The sequence below is a fragment of the Falsiroseomonas sp. E2-1-a20 genome, assembly GCF_051433195.1.
Lineage (GTDB): Bacteria > Pseudomonadota > Alphaproteobacteria > Acetobacterales > Acetobacteraceae > Falsiroseomonas.
Genome location: NZ_JBHMFT010000001.1, coordinates 297,247 through 318,423 on the forward strand (window position 1 = coordinate 297,247; position 21,177 = coordinate 318,423).

20 protein-coding genes are annotated in these 21,177 nt (G+C 70.0%); 9 read left to right on the plus strand and 11 right to left on the minus strand.

Annotated elements, in window-relative coordinates; all coding sequences use genetic code 11:
• The first annotated feature begins 49 nt into the window (after nt 1–49).
• Nucleotides 50–1,636: an ArnT family glycosyltransferase gene (locus ACFHPP_RS01465; RefSeq protein WP_437161482.1), complete on the plus strand. Its 1,587-nt coding sequence runs from the start codon at nt 50–52 to the stop codon at nt 1,634–1,636.
• Here ACFHPP_RS01465 and ACFHPP_RS01470 read toward each other — a convergent pair.
• Genes ACFHPP_RS01470 through ACFHPP_RS01500 form a run of 7 tightly spaced genes read right to left on the minus strand, consistent with a single transcriptional unit; the run spans nt 1,591 to nt 8,636 of the window.
• Complete coding sequence (locus tag ACFHPP_RS01470) at nt 1,591–2,388, minus strand: YdcF family protein (protein ID WP_437161483.1); 798 nt, start codon at nt 2,386–2,388, stop codon at nt 1,591–1,593. The two genes, ACFHPP_RS01465 and ACFHPP_RS01470, sit on opposite strands and share 46 nt — an antisense overlap.
• 1 nt (nt 2,389) lies before the next feature.
• Nucleotides 2,390–3,262 carry a glycosyltransferase family 2 protein gene (locus ACFHPP_RS01475; RefSeq protein WP_437161484.1) on the minus strand — a complete coding sequence of 291 codons (873 nt, stop codon included), beginning with the start codon at nt 3,260–3,262 and terminating at the stop codon, nt 2,390–2,392.
• The gene (locus ACFHPP_RS01480) at nt 3,262–4,152 is read right to left on the minus strand and encodes a glycosyltransferase family 2 protein (protein WP_437161485.1); all 891 of its coding nucleotides are present in this window, start codon (nt 4,150–4,152) and stop codon (nt 3,262–3,264) included. Before ACFHPP_RS01480 ends, ACFHPP_RS01475 begins: the two co-directional genes overlap by 1 nt.
• The gene (locus ACFHPP_RS01485; RefSeq protein WP_437161486.1) at nt 4,149–5,285 is read right to left on the minus strand and encodes a glycosyltransferase; all 1,137 of its coding nucleotides are present in this window, start codon (nt 5,283–5,285) and stop codon (nt 4,149–4,151) included. Before ACFHPP_RS01485 ends, ACFHPP_RS01480 begins: the two co-directional genes overlap by 4 nt.
• On the minus strand, nt 5,282–6,325 hold the full coding sequence (locus tag ACFHPP_RS01490; RefSeq protein ID WP_437161487.1) for a glycosyltransferase family 4 protein: 1,044 nt from the start codon (nt 6,323–6,325) through the stop codon (nt 5,282–5,284). The genes ACFHPP_RS01485 and ACFHPP_RS01490 overlap by 4 nt, the downstream gene beginning before the upstream one ends.
• On the minus strand, nt 6,322–7,839 hold the full coding sequence (locus ACFHPP_RS01495) for a flippase (RefSeq protein WP_437161488.1): 1,518 nt from the start codon (nt 7,837–7,839) through the stop codon (nt 6,322–6,324). Before ACFHPP_RS01495 ends, ACFHPP_RS01490 begins: the two co-directional genes overlap by 4 nt.
• Nucleotides 7,840–7,898: 59 nt before the next feature.
• The gene (locus ACFHPP_RS01500; protein WP_437161489.1) at nt 7,899–8,636 is read right to left on the minus strand and encodes a sugar transferase; all 738 of its coding nucleotides are present in this window, start codon (nt 8,634–8,636) and stop codon (nt 7,899–7,901) included.
• 224 nt (nt 8,637–8,860) lie between these two features.
• Between ACFHPP_RS01500 and ACFHPP_RS01505 the strand changes: the two genes are divergently transcribed.
• Nucleotides 8,861–9,040, plus strand: a complete 180-nt coding sequence (locus tag ACFHPP_RS01505) for a hypothetical protein (RefSeq protein WP_437161490.1) — start codon at nt 8,861–8,863, stop codon at nt 9,038–9,040.
• Nucleotides 9,041–9,173: 133 nt separating this feature from the next.
• Entirely contained in the window at nt 9,174–10,772 is a 1,599-nt protein-coding gene (locus ACFHPP_RS01510) for a DUF6311 domain-containing protein (protein ID WP_437161491.1), read from the plus strand.
• Here ACFHPP_RS01510 and ACFHPP_RS01515 read toward each other — a convergent pair.
• The gene (locus ACFHPP_RS01515; protein WP_437161492.1) at nt 10,751–11,761 is read right to left on the minus strand and encodes a glycosyltransferase family 2 protein; all 1,011 of its coding nucleotides are present in this window, start codon (nt 11,759–11,761) and stop codon (nt 10,751–10,753) included. The two genes, ACFHPP_RS01510 and ACFHPP_RS01515, sit on opposite strands and share 22 nt — an antisense overlap.
• 89 nt (nt 11,762–11,850) lie before the next feature.
• Between ACFHPP_RS01515 and ACFHPP_RS01520 the strand changes: the two genes are divergently transcribed.
• The 3 genes from ACFHPP_RS01520 to ACFHPP_RS01530 all read left to right on the plus strand — a co-directional run bounded on the left by ACFHPP_RS01520 (nt 11,851) and on the right by ACFHPP_RS01530 (nt 14,721).
• Nucleotides 11,851–12,309, plus strand: coding sequence for a MarR family winged helix-turn-helix transcriptional regulator (locus ACFHPP_RS01520; protein WP_437161493.1), 459 nt, complete (start codon nt 11,851–11,853; stop codon nt 12,307–12,309).
• Nucleotides 12,310–12,315: 6 nt separating this feature from the next.
• Complete coding sequence (locus ACFHPP_RS01525) at nt 12,316–13,005, plus strand: cyclase family protein (protein ID WP_437161494.1); 690 nt, start codon at nt 12,316–12,318, stop codon at nt 13,003–13,005.
• A gap of 189 nt (nt 13,006–13,194) precedes the next feature.
• Nucleotides 13,195–14,721 (plus strand): P-loop ATPase, Sll1717 family, encoded by a 1,527-nt coding sequence (locus ACFHPP_RS01530; RefSeq protein WP_437161495.1) that lies wholly within the window; start codon nt 13,195–13,197, stop codon nt 14,719–14,721.
• A gap of 37 nt (nt 14,722–14,758) precedes the next feature.
• Here ACFHPP_RS01530 and ACFHPP_RS01535 read toward each other — a convergent pair whose 3' ends face one another.
• The gene (locus ACFHPP_RS01535) at nt 14,759–15,727 is read right to left on the minus strand and encodes a radical SAM protein (protein ID WP_437161496.1); all 969 of its coding nucleotides are present in this window, start codon (nt 15,725–15,727) and stop codon (nt 14,759–14,761) included.
• Nucleotides 15,728–15,831: 104 nt separating this feature from the next.
• Nucleotides 15,832–16,776, minus strand: a complete 945-nt coding sequence (locus tag ACFHPP_RS01540; protein ID WP_437161497.1) for an alpha/beta fold hydrolase — start codon at nt 16,774–16,776, stop codon at nt 15,832–15,834.
• Between the two features lie 142 nt (nt 16,777–16,918).
• Here ACFHPP_RS01540 and ACFHPP_RS01545 point away from each other — a divergent pair, with 142 nt between their 5' ends.
• The 3 genes from ACFHPP_RS01545 to ACFHPP_RS01555 are packed head-to-tail and all read left to right on the plus strand — an operon-like array spanning nt 16,919 to nt 20,206.
• Nucleotides 16,919–18,100: a mandelate racemase/muconate lactonizing enzyme family protein gene (locus ACFHPP_RS01545; protein WP_437161498.1), complete on the plus strand. Its 1,182-nt coding sequence runs from the start codon at nt 16,919–16,921 to the stop codon at nt 18,098–18,100.
• Nucleotides 18,101–18,122: 22 nt separating this feature from the next.
• Nucleotides 18,123–19,097 carry a Bug family tripartite tricarboxylate transporter substrate binding protein gene (locus ACFHPP_RS01550; RefSeq protein ID WP_437161499.1) on the plus strand — a complete coding sequence of 325 codons (975 nt, stop codon included), beginning with the start codon at nt 18,123–18,125 and terminating at the stop codon, nt 19,095–19,097.
• Nucleotides 19,097–20,206, plus strand: coding sequence for an enolase C-terminal domain-like protein (locus ACFHPP_RS01555; protein WP_437161500.1), 1,110 nt, complete (start codon nt 19,097–19,099; stop codon nt 20,204–20,206). The genes ACFHPP_RS01550 and ACFHPP_RS01555 overlap by 1 nt, the downstream gene beginning before the upstream one ends.
• Nucleotides 20,207–20,210: 4 nt before the next feature.
• Here ACFHPP_RS01555 and ACFHPP_RS01560 read toward each other — a convergent pair whose 3' ends face one another.
• Nucleotides 20,211–21,170 carry a Bug family tripartite tricarboxylate transporter substrate binding protein gene (locus ACFHPP_RS01560; RefSeq protein ID WP_437161501.1) on the minus strand — a complete coding sequence of 320 codons (960 nt, stop codon included), beginning with the start codon at nt 21,168–21,170 and terminating at the stop codon, nt 20,211–20,213.
• Nucleotides 21,171–21,177 lie beyond the last annotated feature (7 nt).

The window sequence follows — 21,177 nt, forward strand, 5'->3', positions numbered from 1 at the left end:
CGGCTTTGGGATGGGTAGGGCTCCGGTCATCACGGCCGCGTGAGATGCCATGCTGGATGGACCTGCCCTGACCGCGCCGACCCGCGCCGCATCGCCCGCCACGGCCGATGCCGTGGCCATCCTGCTGCTGCTTGTCGCGGTGGCGCTGCTGCGGCTGAGTTCCTTCGTGCCGGCCGTCGTCGACACCGACGAGGGCCTGTACATGGTGCAGGCCCGCGAATGGCTGCGCGGCGGCTGGCCGCTGGTCGCCGCCTGGGACATGCATCCGGTCGGCGCGCCGGCGATGTTCGCGCTGGCGTTCCTGCTGTTCGGCGTCTCGGTGGAGGCGGTGCGGCTGCTGGGGCTGATCTGCGTCTTCGCCACGGCCTGCGGGTTGTTCGCGGCGGCGCGGGCGGCGGGGGCGCCGCGCGCGGTGGGGGCGGGGGCCGGGGTCACCTATGCCGCGCATACGCTGCTGCTCAGCGGGCTGTGCACCAACACCGAGTTGCTGATCGCGCCGTTCATCACCGCCGCCATGGCGCTCGGCATCCGTGCCGCCGCGCGGGCGGAGCCTCCGGGATTGGGTGCGCTGGTGGCGATGGGGCTGCTGGTGGGCTGGGCGCTGCTGGTGAAGCAGGTGGCGGCGCCGGCCGGATGCCTCGCCTTCGCGCTTCTGGTCGGGCCGGCCTGGTGGCGCGGGGCGCTGCCGGTGCGGCGGGTGCTGGCGATGGCGGCGGCCTATGCCGGCCTGTGCGCGGCGCCGATCCTGCTGATGGGGCTGGCCTACTGGGTGCAGGGCTGGCTGCCGCAGTACCTGGATGGCTCGCTGCTGGCGCCGTTCCGCTATTCGTTGGAGCGTATCGCCCCGGCCGAGGCCTGGCGCCGGATCGGCGCGGCCGCGCTGCCGCTGGGACTCGCCCTGGGTGCCGCGCTGGTGGCGCTGGCGGCGTGGCGGCCGCGCGGGCCGATGGCGCTGCTGACCGTGGTGGCGCTGGCCTGGTTCGTCACGGAATCCCTGGCCATCGCCGGGCCCGGCTTCTACTTCGCGCACTACTTCCTGCTGTGGCTGCCGCCCTTGTCCCTGCTGGCGGCGATCGGCGCCTGGGGGCTGGCGCGGGCGGTGGCGCAGCCGCATCGGGTGCGCGCGGCCTTCGCCGTGCTGGTGCTGGTGCTGGCCAGCCAGGGCTGGCTGCCGGAGGCCACCGCGCGGCTGGAACGCGGCCCCGGCCTGATGCATCGCGACCCGGTGCGGGAGGTGGCGGCGGCGGTGGCGCGCGAAGCCGGGCCGGACGGCGATGCCTTCATCGCCAACTACCACACCAGCGTCTACGTCCTCGCCGATGTCCGCACCGCCACCCGCTTCCCCTTCCCGCCGCACCTGACCGGGGAGTTCGAGGATCTGTCCGACACCAACACGCAGGTGGAACTGACCCGCGTGCTGGCCGCGCGCCCCAGGGTGATCGTGGTGGATCGCGGCTGGATGCAGACCATGCGCCCCGCCGCCGCGGCGCAGGTGATGGCGACGGTGGCCGAGGCCTACGATTTGGCGGCCAGCGTGGCCGAGCAGCGCGGGCCGGTGGAGATCTACCGGCTGCGGGATCTGGGCGCCGTTCAGGGCCCGGGAAACAACGCGTCCGTCCGCCCCATCAGCCAATAGGCCGTCAGTCCGACATATTCCCGCAGCGCCCATTCCGCCTGGTTCAGCCGCGCCGGGAAAGGGCCGTACCACCACAACGAGGGGTCGCGGCTGGCGGTGTAGTTGACCGGCCAGGGCGTGATCCGCCAGCCAGCCTGCCGGAACACGCCGACCGAACGCGGCATGTGGCTGGCGGAGGTTACCAGCAGCCAGGTCTCGTCGGGCTTCGGCGCCAGCATCGCATGGCTCAGGACCGCGTTTTCATGCGTGTTGCGGCTCTCGCTTTCGAACACCAGCCGCTCCGGCGGCAGGCCGAGGCTGGTGAACAGGCGGCGTGCCGTATCGGCCTCGGTGGGGCCGCCGGGCAGCACGGCGGCGGTGCCGCCGGTGAAGACCAGGCGCGCGGCAGGGTGTCGCAGCGCCAGCGCCACGGCTTCCGTCATCCGCTCCGCAGCCCCGTTCAGCGCCGGGATGCCGTGCGCGTTGGTCAGGTCCTGTTCCACCGCGCCGCCCAGCACGACGATGCCGGTGACCTGCGCCGGCTCCGCCGCCGGCCGGGCGAAGCGTTCCTCCAGCGGCAGCGTCAGGAAGGCCGCGACCGGCAGGCAGAACACGGCCAGGTACCAGCCGAGGCCGAGGGTCAGCGGCCAGCGCCCGAAGCGCCGGCCGCGCCAGACCAGCAACAGCCCGAGCGTCGCCAGCACCAGGGCCAGGGTGTTCGGCCGCAGCAGCGCCCACAGCACCTTGGAGGCGACGAAGGCGACACCGTCCATCTCAGAAATCCAGGATGCGGTTCGGGTGCGCCCGGCCGCGCAGCAGGTCCGCCACCGCGCGCAGGTTGCCGCGCAGCCGGCCGAAGCGGTCCACATGCGGCTCCGGCACCAGCGAGCGCAGCGCGTTCATCGCCAGGTGCCGCGCGGCGGAGGGAATGGCGTGGCTCCAGGGAAACGTGCCCTTGCGCGCCAGGTAGATCGGGTTCGCCACCTGGCTGTAGCCCAGCCGGTCGCCGGCGACGCGGCCCGACTTGGCGCCGAGATGCACGCCGCGCGCGCCGGCCAGCCGCAGGATCGAGCCGTGCCGGCCGAGCGCCCGCGTCACGTCGATATCCTCGTACCAGGCATACAGCGGCAGCGCTTCGTCCACCCGGATGCCATGCGCGCGGAGCGGCGCCATGCGAAAGGCCATGTTGCAGCCATAGCCGTTGAAGTGCGGGGTGACCGCAAGCGGATCGTCCTCGTAGTGGTCGGCGGCGAGCACGGCGCGGCCTTCGGCGACGCTCAGGCCGGGGCCCTTGGCGCCATCGGCCAGCACGGTGCCGGTGGTGACGACGCAGCCGGGCTGCGCCTGCAACACCCGTTCCGTCACCAGCAGGTAGTCCGGCGCCGGCAGGAAGTCGTCATCCAGGAACAGCACCGCGTCGCAATCCGTGGCGGCATCCAGGATGGCATTGCGCTGCCGCGGCAGGCCGGCGGGGCTGGCCAGGAACTCGACGCGCAGGAAACGCTCCCGCAGGCCGGCGATGTCGTCCTCCGTCACGTGGCAGACCAGCACGCGGTCGGGCGCGCGGGACTGCCGCAGCAACTCGGCCAGCACCTCGCCCAGGATGGCGGCGCGGCCGCGCGTCGCGATGCCGATGGCGAGCCGCATCAGCTTGGGTCCGAGGCGCGGCCGGTGATGGCGGGGCGGATGCGGCCGGCGGTCGCCTCCCGCTGAACATAGCCGCGCAGGCGGCCGAGGAAGGTCATGGCGTAGTAGCCGGCATCGCGGGGCCGCAGCCGCACAAGGCTCAGCGCCACGCCGCCGAGCGGGCGGATGGCGAAGGGCAGCCAGACCCGGGCCGGCACCGAATGGCGGCGCAGCGCGAAGCCCAGCCCGCGGCCATAAAGGAAGGCCCGCGCCACCGCGACCTCCGACAATCGCTTGTCCGGGTGGATGACGCGCAGCGCCGGGTCGTAGATGGCACGATGGCCCACGGTGACGGCGCGCAGCACCAGGTCGTTGCCCTCCGCCGAGCCGATCGGCGTGCCCGGCCCCATGGTCTCGTCATAGCCGCCGAGGCGCAGTGCCAGCGGGCGGCGGAGCCAGAGGTTGAACTCGATGACGCTGGTCCAGGCGTTCTCCGCGGTGATGGGGCCGGCATCCTGGCGCCAGCGGCCGGAGCCAAGCCCGCCCTCGGGCGCCTCGGCCGGGCCGGTCAGGATGCCGAGGCCGGGGTCGGCGGCGAAGGCCGCCGCGACACGGTCCAGCAGGCCGGGCGGGTACAGGCAGTCATCGTCCGGGAAGCTGACCAGGTCGCCCGTCGCCTGCCGCAGCCCGAGGTTGCGGGCGTGGTTGGCGCGGGCGATGCCGGACCGCATGTGGGTCAGCGGCATCAGCGCCGCATAGGGCGCCAGCAGCGGGACCAGTCGGCCATCCTCGTTCTGGTCGACGACGATGACCTCGATGTCGTCGCGCTTCTGCGCCACCACGCCGTCGAGGAACGCGGCCAGTTCCGTGGTGCGGCCGCGGGTGGCGACGATGAGGCTGAAGCCGGTCAAGGCAGCGGCATCCGAGGCATCGGCATCCCGCGCGCGAGGCTGGCATCTCGCACCACGGACAGGATGCGGTCGCGGAAGGCGGCCTGGGAGAAGCGTTCCGCATTGGCGCGGCAGGCTTCGGGCGAAATTCGCAGCGATTCGAATCGGGTCACGCCGTCGACAATGCCTGCGGCGGACTGCTCGGGGAACAGCACGCCGGTTACATCGGGCTGGATGATGTCCGCGGCCCCGCCGCGCGCGAAGGCGATCAGCGGCGTGCCGCAGGCCTGCGCCTCGACCATGCCGATGCCGAAATCCTCCTCCGCCGCGAAGACGAAGGCGCGGGCATCCGCCAGCAGCCGCACAAGGTCGGCCTGCGGCACACGGCCCAGGATGCGGATGTTCGGCGCATCCCCGGCCGCCGCGCGCACCCGCGCCATCTCCGGCCCGTCGCCGGCGATGATCAACTGGCGGTCGGGCATGGCCCGGAAGGCCTCGGCGATCAGGTCGATGCGCTTGTAGGGGACGAGGCGGGAGGCGACGACATAGGCCTCGCCCTTGCCGGCCTGGAAGGGAAAGCCATCGAGGTCCACCGGCGGGTGCACCACCAGGCTTTCCCGTCGCCAGGCCTTGCGGATGCGCTCCGCGATCCAGGCGCTGTTGGCCAGGATGACGTCCGGCCGCGCGGCGGAGGCATGGTCCCAGGCCCGCATCTTCGCCAGCAGCCAGCGGGTCAGCAGGCCCTTCACGCCCCTGTCCATGCGGGATTGGCGCAGATACTGGTGCTGCAGGTCCCAGGCGTAGCGCATCGGGCTGTGGACGTAGGAGACATGCAGCGTCGCCGGGCCGGTCAGCACCCCCTTGGCAACTGCGTGGGAGGAGGACAGCACCAGATCGTAGCCGGAGAGGTCGAACTGCTCCACCGCGATCGGCATCAGGCCGAGATAGTAGCGGAACCAGGCCCGCGCCCGCGGCAGGCGCTGGATGAAGGAGGTGCGTGGCACCCGGCCGCCGAGGAAACCGCGCTCATGGTCCGGCAGGAAGTCGCAGACGGCGAACAGGTCCGCCTGGGGGAATACCTTGAAAAGCTGCTCGAGCACGCGCTCGGACCCGGCATAGCCGTCCAGCCACTCATGGACGATGGCGATCTTCATCGGGACTCCAGCAGGCCGAGCAGCGTCCCGGCGGCAGCGGACCAGGAATAGGTGGCGGCGCGGGCGCGGCCGGCGGTGCGGAGATGCTCCGAAAGAAGCGGCTCGTCCAGCAGCCGGGCGAGGGCGGTGGCCGGGTTGCGCGGGCCGTTGGCGTCGAACCACAGGGCCGCATCGCCGCAGACCTCCGGTACCGCGCCGGCGGAGGCCGCCAGCACGGGGCAGCCGCACCACATCGCCTCCAGCGGCGGCAGGCCGAAGCCTTCATAACGTGAGGGGAACAGCAGGCAGATCGCGTTCTCGTACAGCGCGCGCAGCTCGGCATCGGTGACGCGGCCGAGGGCGATGGTCGCATCCACATCGGTGGCCCGGCGGAACACGCTGGCATCGGCCGCGCCGGCCACCGCCAGCTTCAGGCCACGGGCGCCGAGCAGCCCCACCGTCTCCCGCAGCATATCCAGGTTCTTATGGGAGGCGCGGGTGCCGACGGCCAGGGCGTAGCCCTGTGGCGCCAGGCCGTGGCGGGCGAGGATGGCGGGTTCCGCCGGCTCGCGCAGCGCATGCTCGCCGCCCTCCGGCATCACGCCGATCATGGCGGGCGGCAGGCCGAGATGCAGCGCGAGGCGGCTGCGGGAAAAGTCGGAGACGGTGACGATGCGGGTACCGCGGCGCGGCAGCGCCCAGTGCAGGGCGCGGTACCAGGCGCGGAAGGCAAAGGAATAGCTCTCCGGCGTGTCGAAGACCCCGGCATCGTGGATCACCACGGTCTGCCGCGCACCCAGCCGCAGCGGGGCGGTATTGCCGAGGTTCAGCAGGTGGTCGCCGCCGATGGCCCTGGGCAGGTCGAACTGCTCCCAGGGCTGGCCGGCGCGGCGGCCGATATGTTCCACCGGCAGGCCGGCGAAGCTGGCGGGCGCATTGCGCGGGGCGAGCAGCCGCAGCGGGGTACCGGTGGCGGCGAGCGCCGTCACCACCTCGCGCGAGAAGCGCTGCACGCCGCTGAGTTTCTGGGTCAGGAAGCGGGCGTTGATGGCAAGCGTCATGCAGTCTCCCCGCGCAGCACGGCCCGCAGGCGCCACGGGCGGCGCAGCAGGCCGCGCGCGTCGCGGCGTTCGGTGGGGGTGAGGGCCTGGAATCCCGCGGCGGCGAAGCCGGCGAGCGCGAGCAGGGCGAGCGGGATGGGCAGCACGCCGGGCAGCAGCAGCGCCAAGCCGATGCCACCCGCCAGCAGCGGCAGGGCAAGCTGCCGGGCGGCATCCCCGGCCACCGGATACAGCCGGGCGACCAGCCAGAGCCGGCCAAAGACATCGGTGGCGCAGCGCAGCGCCCAGGCAGCGGCGGCGCCCTCGATCCCTGCCCATAGCAGCAGCACGGCCGACAGCGGCAGAAAGACCAGCGCCTGCAGCAACTGCCACTTCGCATTGGCATCCGGCCGCCCGATCGCATCCAGCAGCGCGCCCGGCGCGAAGGCGGCGCAGGAGAAGAAGATGCCGACCGACAGGATCTGCAGCACGCGACCGCCACCGGCGGCGAAGTCGGCGCCGAGCCAGAGCCCCAGGATCTCCGGCCCATAGGCCACCAGAACCAGGCAGGCCGGCAGCACCGCCGCCATCACCATCAGCGCGCCGCGGCGCAGCAGCCCGGCGGTGGCCTCGGCGTGGGAGAGGTAGGCGCTGGCCATCGCCGGCAGCAGCGCCTGCGCCACCGCCACCGGCAGGATCCACATGCGCATCACCAGGTCGAGCGGCGTGGCGTAGTAGGCGACGGCGGCGAGCGTCAGCAGAGCGCCGACCAGGAAGCGGTCGGCATAGAGCAGCGCCTGGGTCAGCACGCCGGAGGCGCTCATCCAGCCGCCAATCCGCAGCAGCGGCGCGACCAGGACCCAGCTTGGCCAGACGGGGCGCAGGCCGGGCAGGTCGCGCCGCGCCAGCCAGGCATAGGACAGGGTGTTGGCCAGCCGGCAGGCGAGCAGCGCCAGGATGACGCCGACCAGGCTCTGCCAGACCAGCAGCACCAGCACCGGGCCGAGATAGTAGAAGATGGCGACGGGGATGGCGGCCAGGTTCGCCTCCCGGAACCGCTGGTGCGCCGCCAGCGTGCCCCACAGCGCGGCATTCACCACCACCAGCGGTGCGGCGGCGCAGAGCCAGCGGAAGGCGGTGATGGCCTCGGCCTGCAAATCGGGCGGGGTGTTCAGCACGCCGGTGACCAGCAGCGGCACGAAGGCAAAGGCGAAGGCGGCGATGACGGCACTCAGCAGGCCGAGTGCGCTGATCGCGGCGCCGGCCAGGTCCGTCGCACCCTCAAGCTGCCCGGCGCCGATGCGGGCGGACAGGGCCCGGGTCAGCGCGGCACCGACGCCGAGGTCGAAGACGCCGAAGACGCCGACCAGGGCGAGCGCCAGGGTGAACAGCCCCCAGCGGTCGATGCCCATCTGGGAGACCAGCACCGGGGTCAGCGCCAAAGCGAGGAGAAGCGGCAGGCCGCGGCCAGCGGCGTTCCACAATGTGCCGGACAGCAGCCGGCCGCCGGAAGCGCGGTCCTCAGTCCCAGCCATGACCTGCGCCATTTCCTTGCAATCCGCGGCCGGGGCCGCGGACCCGACGAGGCTCGGCCTCAGTACGCGCCGCGGCGCGCCAGCACCGCCATCGGCGTGCGCAGCAGGATCTTCACATCGTTCAGCAGCGAGGGCTGGCGGGCATAGGCCACATCCAGCGCCACGCGCTGGGCGTAGGAGGTATCATTGCGGCCGCTGACCTGCCAGGGGCCGGTGATGCCGGGGCGGACCGTCATGTAGTGCTGCGCCGCCGGGCCATAGAACACGGCGAGTTCGGCGGCCTGCACCGGGCGCGGCCCGACCAGGCTCATCTGCCCGGCCAGCACGTTGAGGATCTGCGGCAGCTCGTCCAGCGAGCTGGCGCGCAGGAAGCGGCCGAGCGCCGTGATGCGGGGGTCAGACTTCAGCTTGCGCGTCGCCTCCCACTCCGCCCGGGCCTGCGGGTCGCGATCCAGCAGCGCGGCGAGGCGGCGATCCGCATCGGCGACCATCGAACGGAACTTCAGGCAGCCGAACAGCCGGCCGCCGCGGCCCACCCGCTCATGCGCGTAGAAGGCCGGGCCGCCATCCATCCGCACCAGGGCGGCGAGGACCAGGAAGACCGGCAGGCACAGCAGCAGCAGCGTGCCGGCGCCGAGGATGTCCAGCGCCCGCTTCGCAACCTCATGCACCCGGTCCGCATCCTGGCGGACAGAGGGGACAGCCTGCGCCTCCGTCGCCGGAAGGGCGTAGACAAACATCGACCGCCGATCGTCGGGCGAGCGCAGAAGTGTCTGGGCGACTTCCAGGCCAGGCATGAAGGGTCCTCGTGAACGGTGGGAGGAACGCGGAGGGGGAGCCGAGGGGACGAAAGGCTGGGGGAGGCTCCCGTGCGAAGGGTAATAGTCACGGGGCCGGGCGGGTTTGCGACGTGCTTGCGGCGGGATTGTGGCGCCGGAGCCGGGCCGATCCGGCCGCGTAAAATATTTTCCCAAAGATTGTTTTGGAGCGACCCGCGCCTCCAGCCGTGACAGGATGCGGCATGCGACTCCCGGCACGCCGCGCACCACAGCGGCCGACCCTGGTGGAGCCGCCGGAGCCCGCCTTCAGGCGCGGCAGCAGGGCGGAGGCGGAACGGCCACCGGGCAACGCGGCCCGTGGCATGCTTGTGGCCGTCCTGCTTTCCTCGCTGTTCTGGCTCGGGCTGGCCTGGGCGCTCTGACGGCTTGCCGCATCCTTGGTGCGGCGCCTACACAGCCGCCTCGACAGACCGGCCAGTGCGGACCCGTGATGCAACCGATTGACCTTATGGGAAAACCGCGACCTTCCGATCACGCTTTTGCGTTCGGATTCCGGTGCTGACCCGTCGCGCCGAGGCCTCGCTCGCGTATCTGGCGGCGCTGCTGCTGGGCGTCGGGCTGGCGGCCTGGGTCTTCCCGGGCGACTTCCTGTTTCCGGTGGCGGGCCAGGACTGGCGGCCGGCCGGGGATGCGGCGCAGCACATGGTGGCGCAGCGCTACCTGCTGCAGGATGCCTGGCGCTGGCCGCCGACCCTGGCGCTGAACCTGAACACCCAGGAAGGCGGGCTGAATACCGCCTTCGCCGATTCGATCCCGCTGCTGGCATTGGCGCTGAAGGCCCTGCGCGGCTTCCTGCCGGAGGGGTTTCACGGAGTCGGCCTGTTCTACGGCCTGGCCTGGGTGGCGCAGCCCATCGCCGCCGTCTTCGCACTGCGCAGCGCGGGGGAGCGGCGGTGGCTGCCGGCGCTGGGCGTCGCGCTGGCGGCCGCCTCCATGCCGGCCTGGATCGGGCGGTTCGGCCATGCGGCGCTGTGCGGGCATTTCCTGCTGCTGGTCGGGCTCGGCGTCTACCTGCGGCTGGTGACCAGGCCATCCGTCGCGCTGTGGGTCGGCGCCGGCGTGCTGCAGGTGCTCGCGCTGCTGGTGCACCCCTACCTGGCCGCCATGACCCTCGCGCTGCTCGGCGCGGTGCCGGCGACGCGGCTGCTGCGCGGCGAGGCGTTCATCGGCCCGGCGCTGGCGGTGGGCGCGGCCTTCGCGGCGGTGGTTGGCGTGATGGCGGGGTTCGGCTACCTCGGCGCCGCCGGCGGCACCGGCTATGGCAACTACGCCATGAACCTGCTCTCGCCCGTATGGCCGGCGGGGTCGCTGCTGTTCGGCTGGCCCTGGTCGCCGCAGCTCGATGCCACCGGCTTCGGCGGGTGGGAGGGCTACAACTGGCTCGGGCTCGGCCTGCTGGCGGCGCTGGTCGTGGGCGTGGTGCTGCGGCCCGGCTTCGCCTGGCGCCGGCTGTCCCGCCATGCCGGGCTCGCGGTGGTGCTGCTGGCGCTGACGGCGCTGGCGGTCTCCCACAAGGTCGGCTTCGGCGAGGGCATCGTGCTGGACCTCGGCGAGGCACCGGGCACGCTGGAGCAGTTCCGCGCCTCCGGTCGCTTCTTCTGGCCGGTGTCCTATGCGCTGCTGGTCGGCGGCATGGTGCTGCTGGCGCGGGTGCATCCGGTGCTGTGCCTCGCCGCCGGCCTTCTGCAATTCGCCGATGCCACGCCGCTGCGCGCCGCCATCGCGGAGTGGGCGGCGCTGCGCCCGGCCTGGACCATCGAGGCCCCGGCGCTGCGGGCGGAACTGGTGACGGCGGGTCGGCTGACCCTGCTGCCAAGCTGGCCCTGCGTCACCGAAGCCGAGGCGGCGGAGGTGCACCCCCTGCAACTCGAAGTCCTGGCCCTGGCCTCCGAGCGCGCGGTGCCCGCCAACACCATGTATGTCGCCCGCTGGAAAACCCCGCCCGCCTGCCGCGACGCCCAGGTGGCGGCGGCGCCGCTGGCGGAGGGCGAGTTGCGCCTGTTCCTGCCCTCAGTCCGGGACACCCTGCTGCCGCTGGTGCCGGATGGCGCGGCGCGCTGCCGGCCGATTGGTCAGGTCACCGCCTGCCGCTGATGGGTCACGTCGCTCGGGACGTGGCGTTCCACGATGTAGAGCGGCCGGCGCTTCGTCTCGTTGAAGATGCGGCCGAGGTATTCGCCGATGATGCCCAGCGTCATCAGCTGCACGCCGCCGAGGAACAGCACCACCGCCATCAGGCTGGGGTAACCGGCGACCGGGTTGCCGTACAGGATGGTGCGGATGATGATCAGCATGCCGTAGCCCAGCGCGACGACCGCGGTCAGCAGCCCGAGATAGGTGGCGATTTTCAGCGGACCCACGGTGAAGGCGGTGATGCCCTCCAGCGACAGGTTCCACAGCCGCCAGTAGTTCCACTTCGTCTCGCCGGCCGCCCGCGGCGCGCGGTCGTACAGCACCGGCGTGGAGGGGAAGCCGACCCAGGCGAACAGCCCCTTCATGAAGCGGTGCTGTTCGCGCAGCGCCAGCAGCGCATCCAGCGCGCGGCGGCTCATCAGCCGGAAATCGCCGGTATCGGGCGGCAGGTCCACCTTGCCGCCGATGCGCTGCATCACGCGGTAGAAGGCGGCCGCGCTGGCCTTCTTCAGCCAGGTCTCACCCTCCCGCGCCCTCCGCCGCGCATAGGCGACGTCGAAGCCCTGCTGCCAGGCGGCGACGAGGTCCGGGATCACCTCCGGCGGGTCCTGCAGGTCGGCGTCGATCACCACCACCGCCTGGTCCGCCGCCGCATGGTCCAGCCCGGCCGTCAGCGCGATCTCCTTGCCGAAGTTGCGGCTGAGGTTCACCACCGAAACCCGCGCATCGCCAGCGCGCAGCGCCAGCATCAGCGCCAGCGTGCCGTCGCGGGAGCCGTCGTTCACATACACCACCTCCCACGGCAGGCCGATCGCCTCCATCACCGGGACCAGCCTGGCGTGGAAGGCGGGCAGCACCTCCTGCTCGTTGTAGGCGGGCACGACGACGGACAGCGCCGGGCGCACGGTTTCGAGCAGCGGGGCGGGGCGGGTGGCGAACTGGGTGGACATGGGGCGCAGCCTGCCACCCGCTTGCGGCAAATCCGGGGCGACGTTCGGCCCGATTGACGGCGCCGGGCGCGGCCTGGAAGCTCGGGCGGATGTCATCCCCTCCGCCGGCGACGATCCGGGACCTGCTGTCCTTCCGCATCCACCGCCTGGCCAATGCGCTGAGCCGCGGTGCCGCGCGGCGCTACCGGCGCGACTTCGGCGTGAGCCTGATGGAATGGCGCATCCTGGCGCTGCTCGGCGGCTTCGCGCCGCTGACGCTGCGCGACCTGGCGCGCGAATCCGGCCTGGACAAGGCGCAGGCCAGCCGGGCGGTGAAGGCGCTGGTGGCGCGCGGCCTGGTGGAACGCGCGGCCGGCGCCACCGATGCGCGGGAGGTGGCGCTGCGCCTTTCCGCGGAGGGCGCGCGGGTGGAGGCCGGGCTGATGCAGGCCGCCCGCGAACGCGACGCCGCCTTCCGCGCCGCGCTGCCCGATGGGGCGCTGGAGGCGCTGGACGCCGCCATCCGCCTGCTGCACGCCGAAGCTCGCCGCCAGACCCCCAAGGAGTAGGACGCCATGGAACTCATCGACCTGTCGCGGGAGATTTTCCACCGCACCCAGACCCACCCCAGCCACCCGCCGGTGGTGCTGACGGTGTGGAACGACCATGCGGAGAAGAAGGTGGCGGGCGCCACCACCTTCAGCAGCAAGGCGATGTCGCTCGCGATGAGCGACCATGCCGGGACGCATGTGGACGCGCCGGTGCATTTCGACCCTCGGCCGGGGGCGGCCAGCATCGACCAGGTGCCGCTGGAGAAGTTCTACACCAGTGCCATATGCCTCGACCTGTCGCATGTGCCGCTGCGCCATGCGGTGACGGTGCCGGAGATGGAGGCGGCGCTGGCGGAATCGGGGCAGGAGATCCGAACGGGCGACACGGTGCTGATCCACATGGCGGTGAATGCGCGGCTGCTCGGCACGCCCGGCTACCTGCACGACTTCCCGGGGCTGGCGACGGAGAGCGTGCATTGGCTGGCGGACCGGGGCATCGGGATGTTCGGGGTGGAGGCGATCAGCCCGGCACCGGAAGGCGAGTTGAATTTCCGGGCGCATATGGCGTGTGCGGAGCGGGGCATCACGCATATGGAGTGCCTGGCGAATCTGGAGGCGGTGGTGGGGCGGGGGCGGTTCCGGTTCATCGGGTTTCCGCTGAAGATCAGGGGCGGGACGGCGAGTCCGATCAGGGCGGTGGCGGTGTTTGAGTGACGGAGGAATCAGGACGGCGCTCCCGGAAGTATCGGTTCTTAAGCGCGCATCGTGCTCAATCGAGTTCGAATCGAGGGCACTCCCGAATGTACCGTGTGCCTCTGCTAATGGTGCAGCGCAATCAATTCGATGATGACATCGTTTCTAAATCGGTGTAGAATCGTGATAATCTAGTTGAGGCTTGTAGCAATGAATATTGAGGCTGCTGCGGTCGAAAACGCTAAGCTTGTCGTTCTGCGAAATCTTGAACTTGGTGCCCGAACGGCTGAAGAAGAAGCAGGCGCGCTCATAAAGTATTTTGTGGAGACTGATCAGTGGAAAAGGATGCTGAACGGCAGAATTGATGTTGTTTACGGCGCAAAAGGAGCCGGGAAAAGCGCCATTTACACACTTTTAGGCAACGCTGAAAAAGAGTTACGCGCCGGTAAGATTATCACCGTTACGGCGGAAAGTCCGCGGGGTGCGACTGTCTTTAGAAATATCGCATTCGATCCGCCGGCCTCTGAGCGAGAGTTCATCACGCTTTGGAAAATTTACTTAGTATGTCTGCTGGGCAAGGCGTTGCAAGAAGCAGATAAAAGAGGCGATATTGCTCAAAAATTTGTGGACAAGCTTGTTGCAATCGAGCTTCTCCCGCCGGGGGGAGGGCTCGCGCGCCTCTTCAAGGCCGCGCGTGAGCTGGCCCAACGGCTTTTTCGTACGCCAAAAACAGTAACGTGGACGGCTGCAGTCGACCCAAACTCGGGGATGATTGTTCCAAGTCGAACTGCTGAATACAGCCCATCACCTCCGGCTAAACAAGAGTTGGAGCTTGATGATTTTTCTCCAGACGACGCACTTGAGGAGGCGGACAAGGCGTTCGCTGAACTAGGACTGAATTGCTGGGTTCTTTTCGACCGGCTTGATGTCGCTTTCGAAGAAACTCGAGAATTAGAGAAGAACGCTCTGCGCGCGCTGTTTAGGGCTTATAATGATATTAAGGGATTGAATAATATCGCACTTAAGATTTTTGTGCGAAGTGATATTTGGCGACGTATAACAGAGGCGGGTTTTGCAGAGGCAAGCCACATCACGCGGACGGTTACCATCAGATGGGACAATGAATCGCTGCTTAATCTCGCTGTTCGGCGCTTGCTGAACAACCAATGTGTAATTGATCTCTTAGCCGTGGATCCGAATCATGTCCTCAAAAGCCTAATTCGTCAACGTGAAATATTCTATAAATTATTCCCGCGACAAATTGATTCTGGGCCGAATAAGCCTGATACCTTCGAATGGATGCTTGGAAGAACGAAAGACGGGACCGGAGGAAATGCTCCCCGAGAGCTGATCCATTTTATGACCGAAATCCGTGATGAGCAAATTCGCCGGCTTGAGCGTGGCGAAGCGCTCTCTGCCGACTCTGTTTTGTTTGACCGCTCAATCTTCAAGGTGGCACTCAAAGCTGTTTCGGAAACCCGTCTAAATCAAACATTTCTCGCGGAGTACCCAGAACTGCGACTCTACGTTATGGCCCTGCAAAGAGAAAAAACGCTGCACAATCTGGATACATTGGGTAAGATTTGGAATGTGTCCAAAGAGGAAATTGCGAGCAAAGCTGCTGCATTAGTCGCGGCTGGATTTTTCGAAGCGCGCGGTACGAAAGATGATCCTGAATTTTGGGTCCCTTTTCTATACCGCGATGCCTTGGAAATGGTCCAGGGAACCGCTGATTAGCGAACACGCCAACACAGCAGCGCCCTGTTGGGTCGCTTTACCGCGAACAGCTCGCCCCACCCAGCACACAAAACTTCGCGCAATGCGGGTGGTTCAGCGCCACCGGGCGGGCCGCCTCCGCCAGGGTCGCGCCCAACTCGAATTGCGGGTCGTAGGGCAGCAGGGTGCAGGCCACCACCGCCGGCGCCGCCGCATCCCGCCGCTTCACCACCATGCGGGAGGAGGCGCACATCAGATCCTCCGGCCGCTTGCCCAGGATGCCCCAGCAGGCGGTGGTGATTTCCGGTACGTCCACCGCCGCATCCATCTCCGGGAACAGCATCAGCGCCACCGGGTCCGCGGCGTCGATCGGCACGTCATGTTCGGCGAAGACCCGGGCGAAGCCTTCGCGCATCGCCGCCTCATCCTCCCCGCCGAAGCCGGCGCGGCCGGCGACGTGCACGCGAAACCCCTCCCGTGCCAGCCAGCCGAGGCCTTCCAGCGTGGTCGCGAAGCTGCCCGCGCCGCGCTCGAAATCATGGTGGCGGGAATCGTGGTGGTCGAGGCTGACGCGCAGCGTCAGGCGATCCGTCCCGAAGCGGTCGCGCAGCGCCAGCAGGCCGGCGGCGTGGCGCTTCATCGGCCGCATGGCGTTGGTCAGCACCAGCGCGTGCAGCGCGCCGGGGCGGGACAGCACATCGGCCAGCATCGGCAGCAGGCCCGGGTTCATGAAGGGCTCGCCGCCGGTGAACCCCACCTCCCGCAACGGCAGGCGGTCCCGCGCCGCCTCGTCCAGGAAGGCGGCAACCTCGGAGAGGGAGATGTAGACCAGCGCGTCGTTGCGCGGGCTGCTCTCGATGTAGCAGGCGCGGCAGGTGATGTTGCACAGCGTGCCGGTGTTGAACCACAGCGTCTCCAGCCCCACCGGCGCCACGCTGGCGCGCGCCTCGCCCTTGGCGGTGGTCAGCGGGTCCCGAAACTTCTCGGGGGCCAGGCGGCGCGGCAGGGTCGGGCTGAGGAGGGACAAGCGGCGCGGTCCTTTTGGGCGAGGGCAGGGGAATAACCCCGCGCGTGTTTCGCCGCATCCAGGGTTCAGGTTACGCCGGCATGTCGGGGCCCGGCGGAGGCTTTTCAGGGTGCCAGCAGGAATTCGCGCACCGGGGCGACGGAAGCCGCCGGGGCTTCCTCCATCGGCACATGGCCGAGTCCGGGCAGCACCACCAGGCGGCTGTCGGCCAGGGCGCGCTGGTAGTCCGCGGCGTTGGTCACCGGCACCATGCCGTCCCGTTCGCCCCACAGCAGCAGGGTGGGGGCCTGGATGCGGGCGAGGATGGGCTCCGGCTGGGGGAGGCTCTGCTGGGCGGTGCGGTCCAGGATGGCCTGGCGCACGCCGGGGGCCAGCAGCATGTCGCGGTAGCGCTCGAACAGGGGCTGGGTGAGGACGGCCGGGTCGCCATAGGCGGGGGCGAGGCTGGCGCGCAGCAGGGATTCGGGCAGGACATAGGGCAGCACGCGCATCAGCAGCGGCACCCGGCCGGGCGTGTCGTAGCCGCGGCCGGGGCTGGCGAAGCCGTCGGGGGCCATGAGGACCAGTTTCGCGACGCGGTCGGGATGCGCGGCGGCGAAGCGCCAGGCGAAGCGGCCGCCCATGGAACTGCCGAGCAGATGCGCGCGCGGCAGGCCGAGGCGGTCCATCAGCGCGGCGATCAGGGCGATGGTGCGGGCATCGGTGTAGTCGCCGGAGGGATCGGCGCCGGTCAGGCCGAAGCCGGGGATGTCGAAGCGGATGACGCGGAAATCCGGCTCCAGCCGGGGTGCCCAGGCGTCCCAGGCGTGCAGGCTGGAGCCGAAGCCGTGCAGCAGGATCAGGGCGGGGGCGTCGCCCAAATTGGTAGAGATGGGGCCGGTGTCGCGGAGGTGGAGGCGGACGCCGGCGACCTCGAGGAAGGAGGAGGGTGGGGCGGCGTAGCGGGCCTCGAGGGCCGCGCGCGGCTTGTCGGGGGCGTAGGCCCACAGGAACAGCGCCAGCAGCAGCACGGCGAGGGCCGCCGCCGCAATCATTAGGAAAAGGCGCATCCAGGGTCTTTCGCCGTGGGGAGGATTGGTATGTGCGGGCGGGGGCGTCGGCTGTCGAGGTTGCTGGGCGGGGCGGGGTGGCGGATAGTGGCCAGCGTCGCAACGGGGGCCGCCTGAAGGCGCCCGGCGGCGGGGGGAGAAGATGGTCCAGAACCAGCCGGGCGGCGCGCCGCCGGATGCCGTCGCCGATCTGCGCATCCGCAGCGTGCAGGCCTTCCCGATCTCCTTCGCCATGCCGCAGGACCGCATCGTGCGGCACGGCATCGGCGCGGCGGTGAAGCGGGATACCGTGCTGGTGAAGGTCCAGACGGAATGCGGCGTGGTGGGGTGGGGGGAGGCGCATCACGGCCGCGGCCCGACCAGCATCGCGGACCTCATCAACAACACGCTGGCGCATTTCCTGGCGTGTCGGAGTGCGGCGGCGCCGGTGGATGCGTGGGGCGCGGTGTATGCGCGGCACCTGGCGAGCCATGGGCAGGGCGCGGGCACGATGATCGCGCTGTCCGGCATCGACATGGCGCTGTGGGATGCGCGCGGGCGGTACTGGAACACGCCGTGCCATGTGCTGATGGGCGGCGAGAGGCGGCCGGTGCGCGCCTATGCCGGCGGCGTGTCGCTCGGCTTCCAGCCGGCGGAAACGCTGGTGGAGGAAGTGGCGGCGCTGGTGGCGGCGAACTGGCGCGCGGTGAAGCTGCGCTTCGGGGATGGCGTGGGGCGGGACGTGCCGCGGCTGCAGGCGGTGCGGCGGGCGTTTCCGGACCTCACCATCATGGTCGATGCCAACTGCGCCTATGGCCTGGCCGACCTGCGCCGCGCCGCCGATGCGCTGCGCGACTGCGGCGCGGAATGGCTGGAGGAGCCGTTCCCGGCGCATGACCACCGCTCCTACGCCGAGGCGAAGCCGTTGATGGGCGGCGTGCCGCTGGCAGCGGGGGAGAACCACTACGGCCGCTTCGAATTCCACCGGCTGCTGGAGGATGGCAGCGTCGGCATCTTCCAGCCGGACCTGTCGAAGGCCGGCGGGCCGAGCGAGGTGCTGCGCATCGCTCACATGGCCGGCGCCTGGAAGATCCCGGTCTGCCCGCACATCGCGACCGGCGGGCTGAACCACGCGGCGACCGTGCACCTGCTGTCCGCCATCGACAATGGCGGCTGGTTCGAGGGCGACGCCTCGCCGGGCAACATCTTCCGGGACGAGTTGTGCCGGATTGAGCCGGATGCGGATGGCATGGTCTTCGCGCCAATGGGTGCGGGCTGGGGTGTCGAGGTGGATGAGGCGCTGATCCGCGCGCATCCGGTCATCGCCGGGCCAGGCTTCGTTTGAAATCGACAGGGAGGAACCAAGAATGATGAACCGCCGCAACCTGCTGGCCGCCACCGCCGCCGGCCTCGCCGTGCCTGACGTCGCACGGGCGCAAGCAAACTGGCCGGAACGGCCGATCCGCATCGTCGTGCCGTATCCGCCGGGCGCCTTCAACGATTCGCTCGGCCGGCTGGTGGGCGATGGGATGCAGGCCGCGGTTGGGCAGCCGGGGGTGGTCGAAAACCGCTCCGGCGCCGGCGGCACGGTAGGCTCGCAGGTGGTGGTGCAGAGCCCGCCGGATGGCCACACCATCCTGGTCTGCAACAGCGCCAACCTGGTGTTCAATACCTTCATCTACCCGAACCTGGGCTACAACACGCAACGCGACCTGGCGCCGCTCGGCGTCAGCGCGCGGCTGGCCAACGTGTTTGTCGTAAACCCTGCGGTGGTGCCGGCCACTTCCATGGCGGAGGTGATCGCGCGCGCCAAGGCGCGGCCGGGCGCGCTGAATTACGCCAGCAGCGGCAGCGGCTCCTCGCCGCACCTGGCGGCGGAGCTGTTCAAGGCGCGGGCGGGGATCGACATCGTCCACGTGCCTTATCGCGGCAGCGCCCCGGCCGTGACGGACATGCTCGGCGGCAGCGTCGGCATGATGTTCGACAACATCCCGAACGTGCTGCAGCACATCCAGGCCGGCCGCATGCGCGCCCTGGCGGTGACGGGGACGGAACGCGACCCGGCGCTGCCCGACGTGCCGACGATGCAGGAGGCCGGGGTGCCGGACTACAGCATGTATGTCTGGTTCGGCTTCGCCGCCACGGGAGCGACGCCGGCGCCGATCGTGGCGCGCCTGGCTGCGGCGATCCGCGGCATCGTCACCGCACCCGCGATCCAGGCGCGTATCCGCCAGCTTGGCGCGGAGCCCTGGGTGCAGACGCCGGAGGAGATGAAGGCGCTGATGGCGCGGGAACACGAGGTCTGGGGCCCGGTGATCCGCAATGCGGGGATCACCGCCTGATGAAGATCACCGACGTCACGCTGACGCTGTTCGCCTGGGACGGCATCCCGCCGACGATCTATGGCGGGCACACCGGCAAGTTCTCGGGCAGTTCGTCGCTCGGCCTGCTGCGGATCATGACCGACGAGGGCATCGAGGGGCAGGCCCTCCTCGGTTCCGCGATGAACCCGGCGACGACGGACGGGCAGGGGCTGATCACGCATCTCAAGCCCGTGCTGATGGGCCGCGACCCGCTGCTGCGGGAAGTGCTGGTGCGCGACATCTGGCGGCGCCAGCGCAGCGCCGGCGTGCGGGCGATCGGCGCCGTGGACGTCGCGCTGTGGGACCTGGCGGGCAAGGCGTTCGGCCAGCCGATCCACCGGCTGCTCGGCACCTTCCGGGAGAGCATCCCGGCCTATGCGTCCTCCGCCGTGATGACCTCGCCGGAGGCCTATGCGGAGGAGGCGCTGTCCTTCCAGGCGGCGAACTGGGCCGCCTACAAGATCCACCCGCCGGCGCGGCTGCGGGAGGATATCGCGGTGTGCGAGGCGGTGCGCCGCGCGGTCGGCGATGACTACATCCTCGCGCTCGACAGCACCTGGAGCTACGATTTCCCGACCGCGGTGCGCGTCGGCCTGGCGGTGCAGGAGATGGGCTACCTCTGGTATGAGGATCCGCTGTCCGACCAGGACATCTACAACTACGTGAAGCTGAAGCAGAAGCTGCACATCCCGATCATGGCGACGGAGTACCCGGTGACGGGGCTCGATGGCTACGCGCCCTGGATCATGGCGCAGGCGACGGACTACCTGCGCGGCGACGTCGCGGTGAAGGGCGGCATCACCACGCTGGTGAAGGCCGCGCACCTGGCGGAATCCTTCCGCATGAACCTGGAGGTCCACCACGGCGGCAATTCGCTGAACAACGTGGCGAACCTGCATGTCATCATGGCAATCCGCAACACCGACTACTTCGAGGTGCTGCTGCCGGATGCCGCGCAGAAATACGGCCTGGCCGAAGACATCACCGTGGATGCCAACGGCCTTGTGCATGCGCCGATGCGCCCCGGCCTCGGCCATGTGCTGGACGAGGCGCTGATCGCGCGGAAGACGATCGCGACGCTGCGCTGAACCTCTACTGCGCAAGCCCCAGGTCGCGCAGCACCGTGCGGTTCATGTCGCTCTCGGCCTGGAAGCGGGCGCGGAAGCCCTCGCCCGGCAGGTAGCGCGGCACGGAGTTCAGCCGCTCCGCCGCCTGCCGGAAGCTGTCGCTGGCCACCGCCGTGGCGCAGGCGCGCTGGATGGTGGCGGCGGCGGCATCCGGCATCCCAGCCGGGCCGATGAGGCCGCCGGCCGAACTGCCCTCGATGGCGTGGCCGAGTTCGGTCAGCGTCGGCGTCTGCGGCAGGTTCGGCATCCGGTCCTTGCTGAAGGTCGCGAGCACCGGCAGGCCGGTGGCGGCGGGGATGGAGGCGCTTTCGACGAAGACCTGGATCTGCCCGCCGAGGGCTGCCTGCGACATCGGCCCGGCGCCGGTGAAGGGCACGTGCAGCCCCTCCACCCCCAGCGCCTTCAGCAGCGCCGCCATCAGGATGTGCTGCGTGCTGCCCTGGCCGGGCGAGCCGAACACCAGCGCCTCCTTCGCCGAGCGCGCATGGGCCACCATGCCGGCGAAGTCGCGGAACGGCGCATTGCGGCCGAGCACCAGCACCTGCGGGTTGTCATAGACCAGGCAGAGGAAGCGGAAGCTGTCGAGATTGTAGGTCAGCGACATCAAGTGCGGCTGCGCCGTCAGCGGATTGTTCGGCGACATGCCGATGGTGTAGCCATCCGGCGCCGCACGGGCGACCTGCGCATCGCCGATGGTGCCGGCGGCGCCGCCGCGGTTGACGATGACGACGGTCTGCCCGAGCGCCCGTGTCAGTTCCGTCTGCAGCGCGCGCGCCATCAAATCCGTGTTGCCGCCGGGCGGGTAGGGCACGACGAGCTGCACGGGGCGGCTGGGGAAGGCGTCCTGCGCGCCGGCCTGCTGCATCGGCGCGAGGCCTGCGAGCAGGGCCAGCGACAGCAGGCCGCGTCGTGTGGTGCCCATCATGATTCGT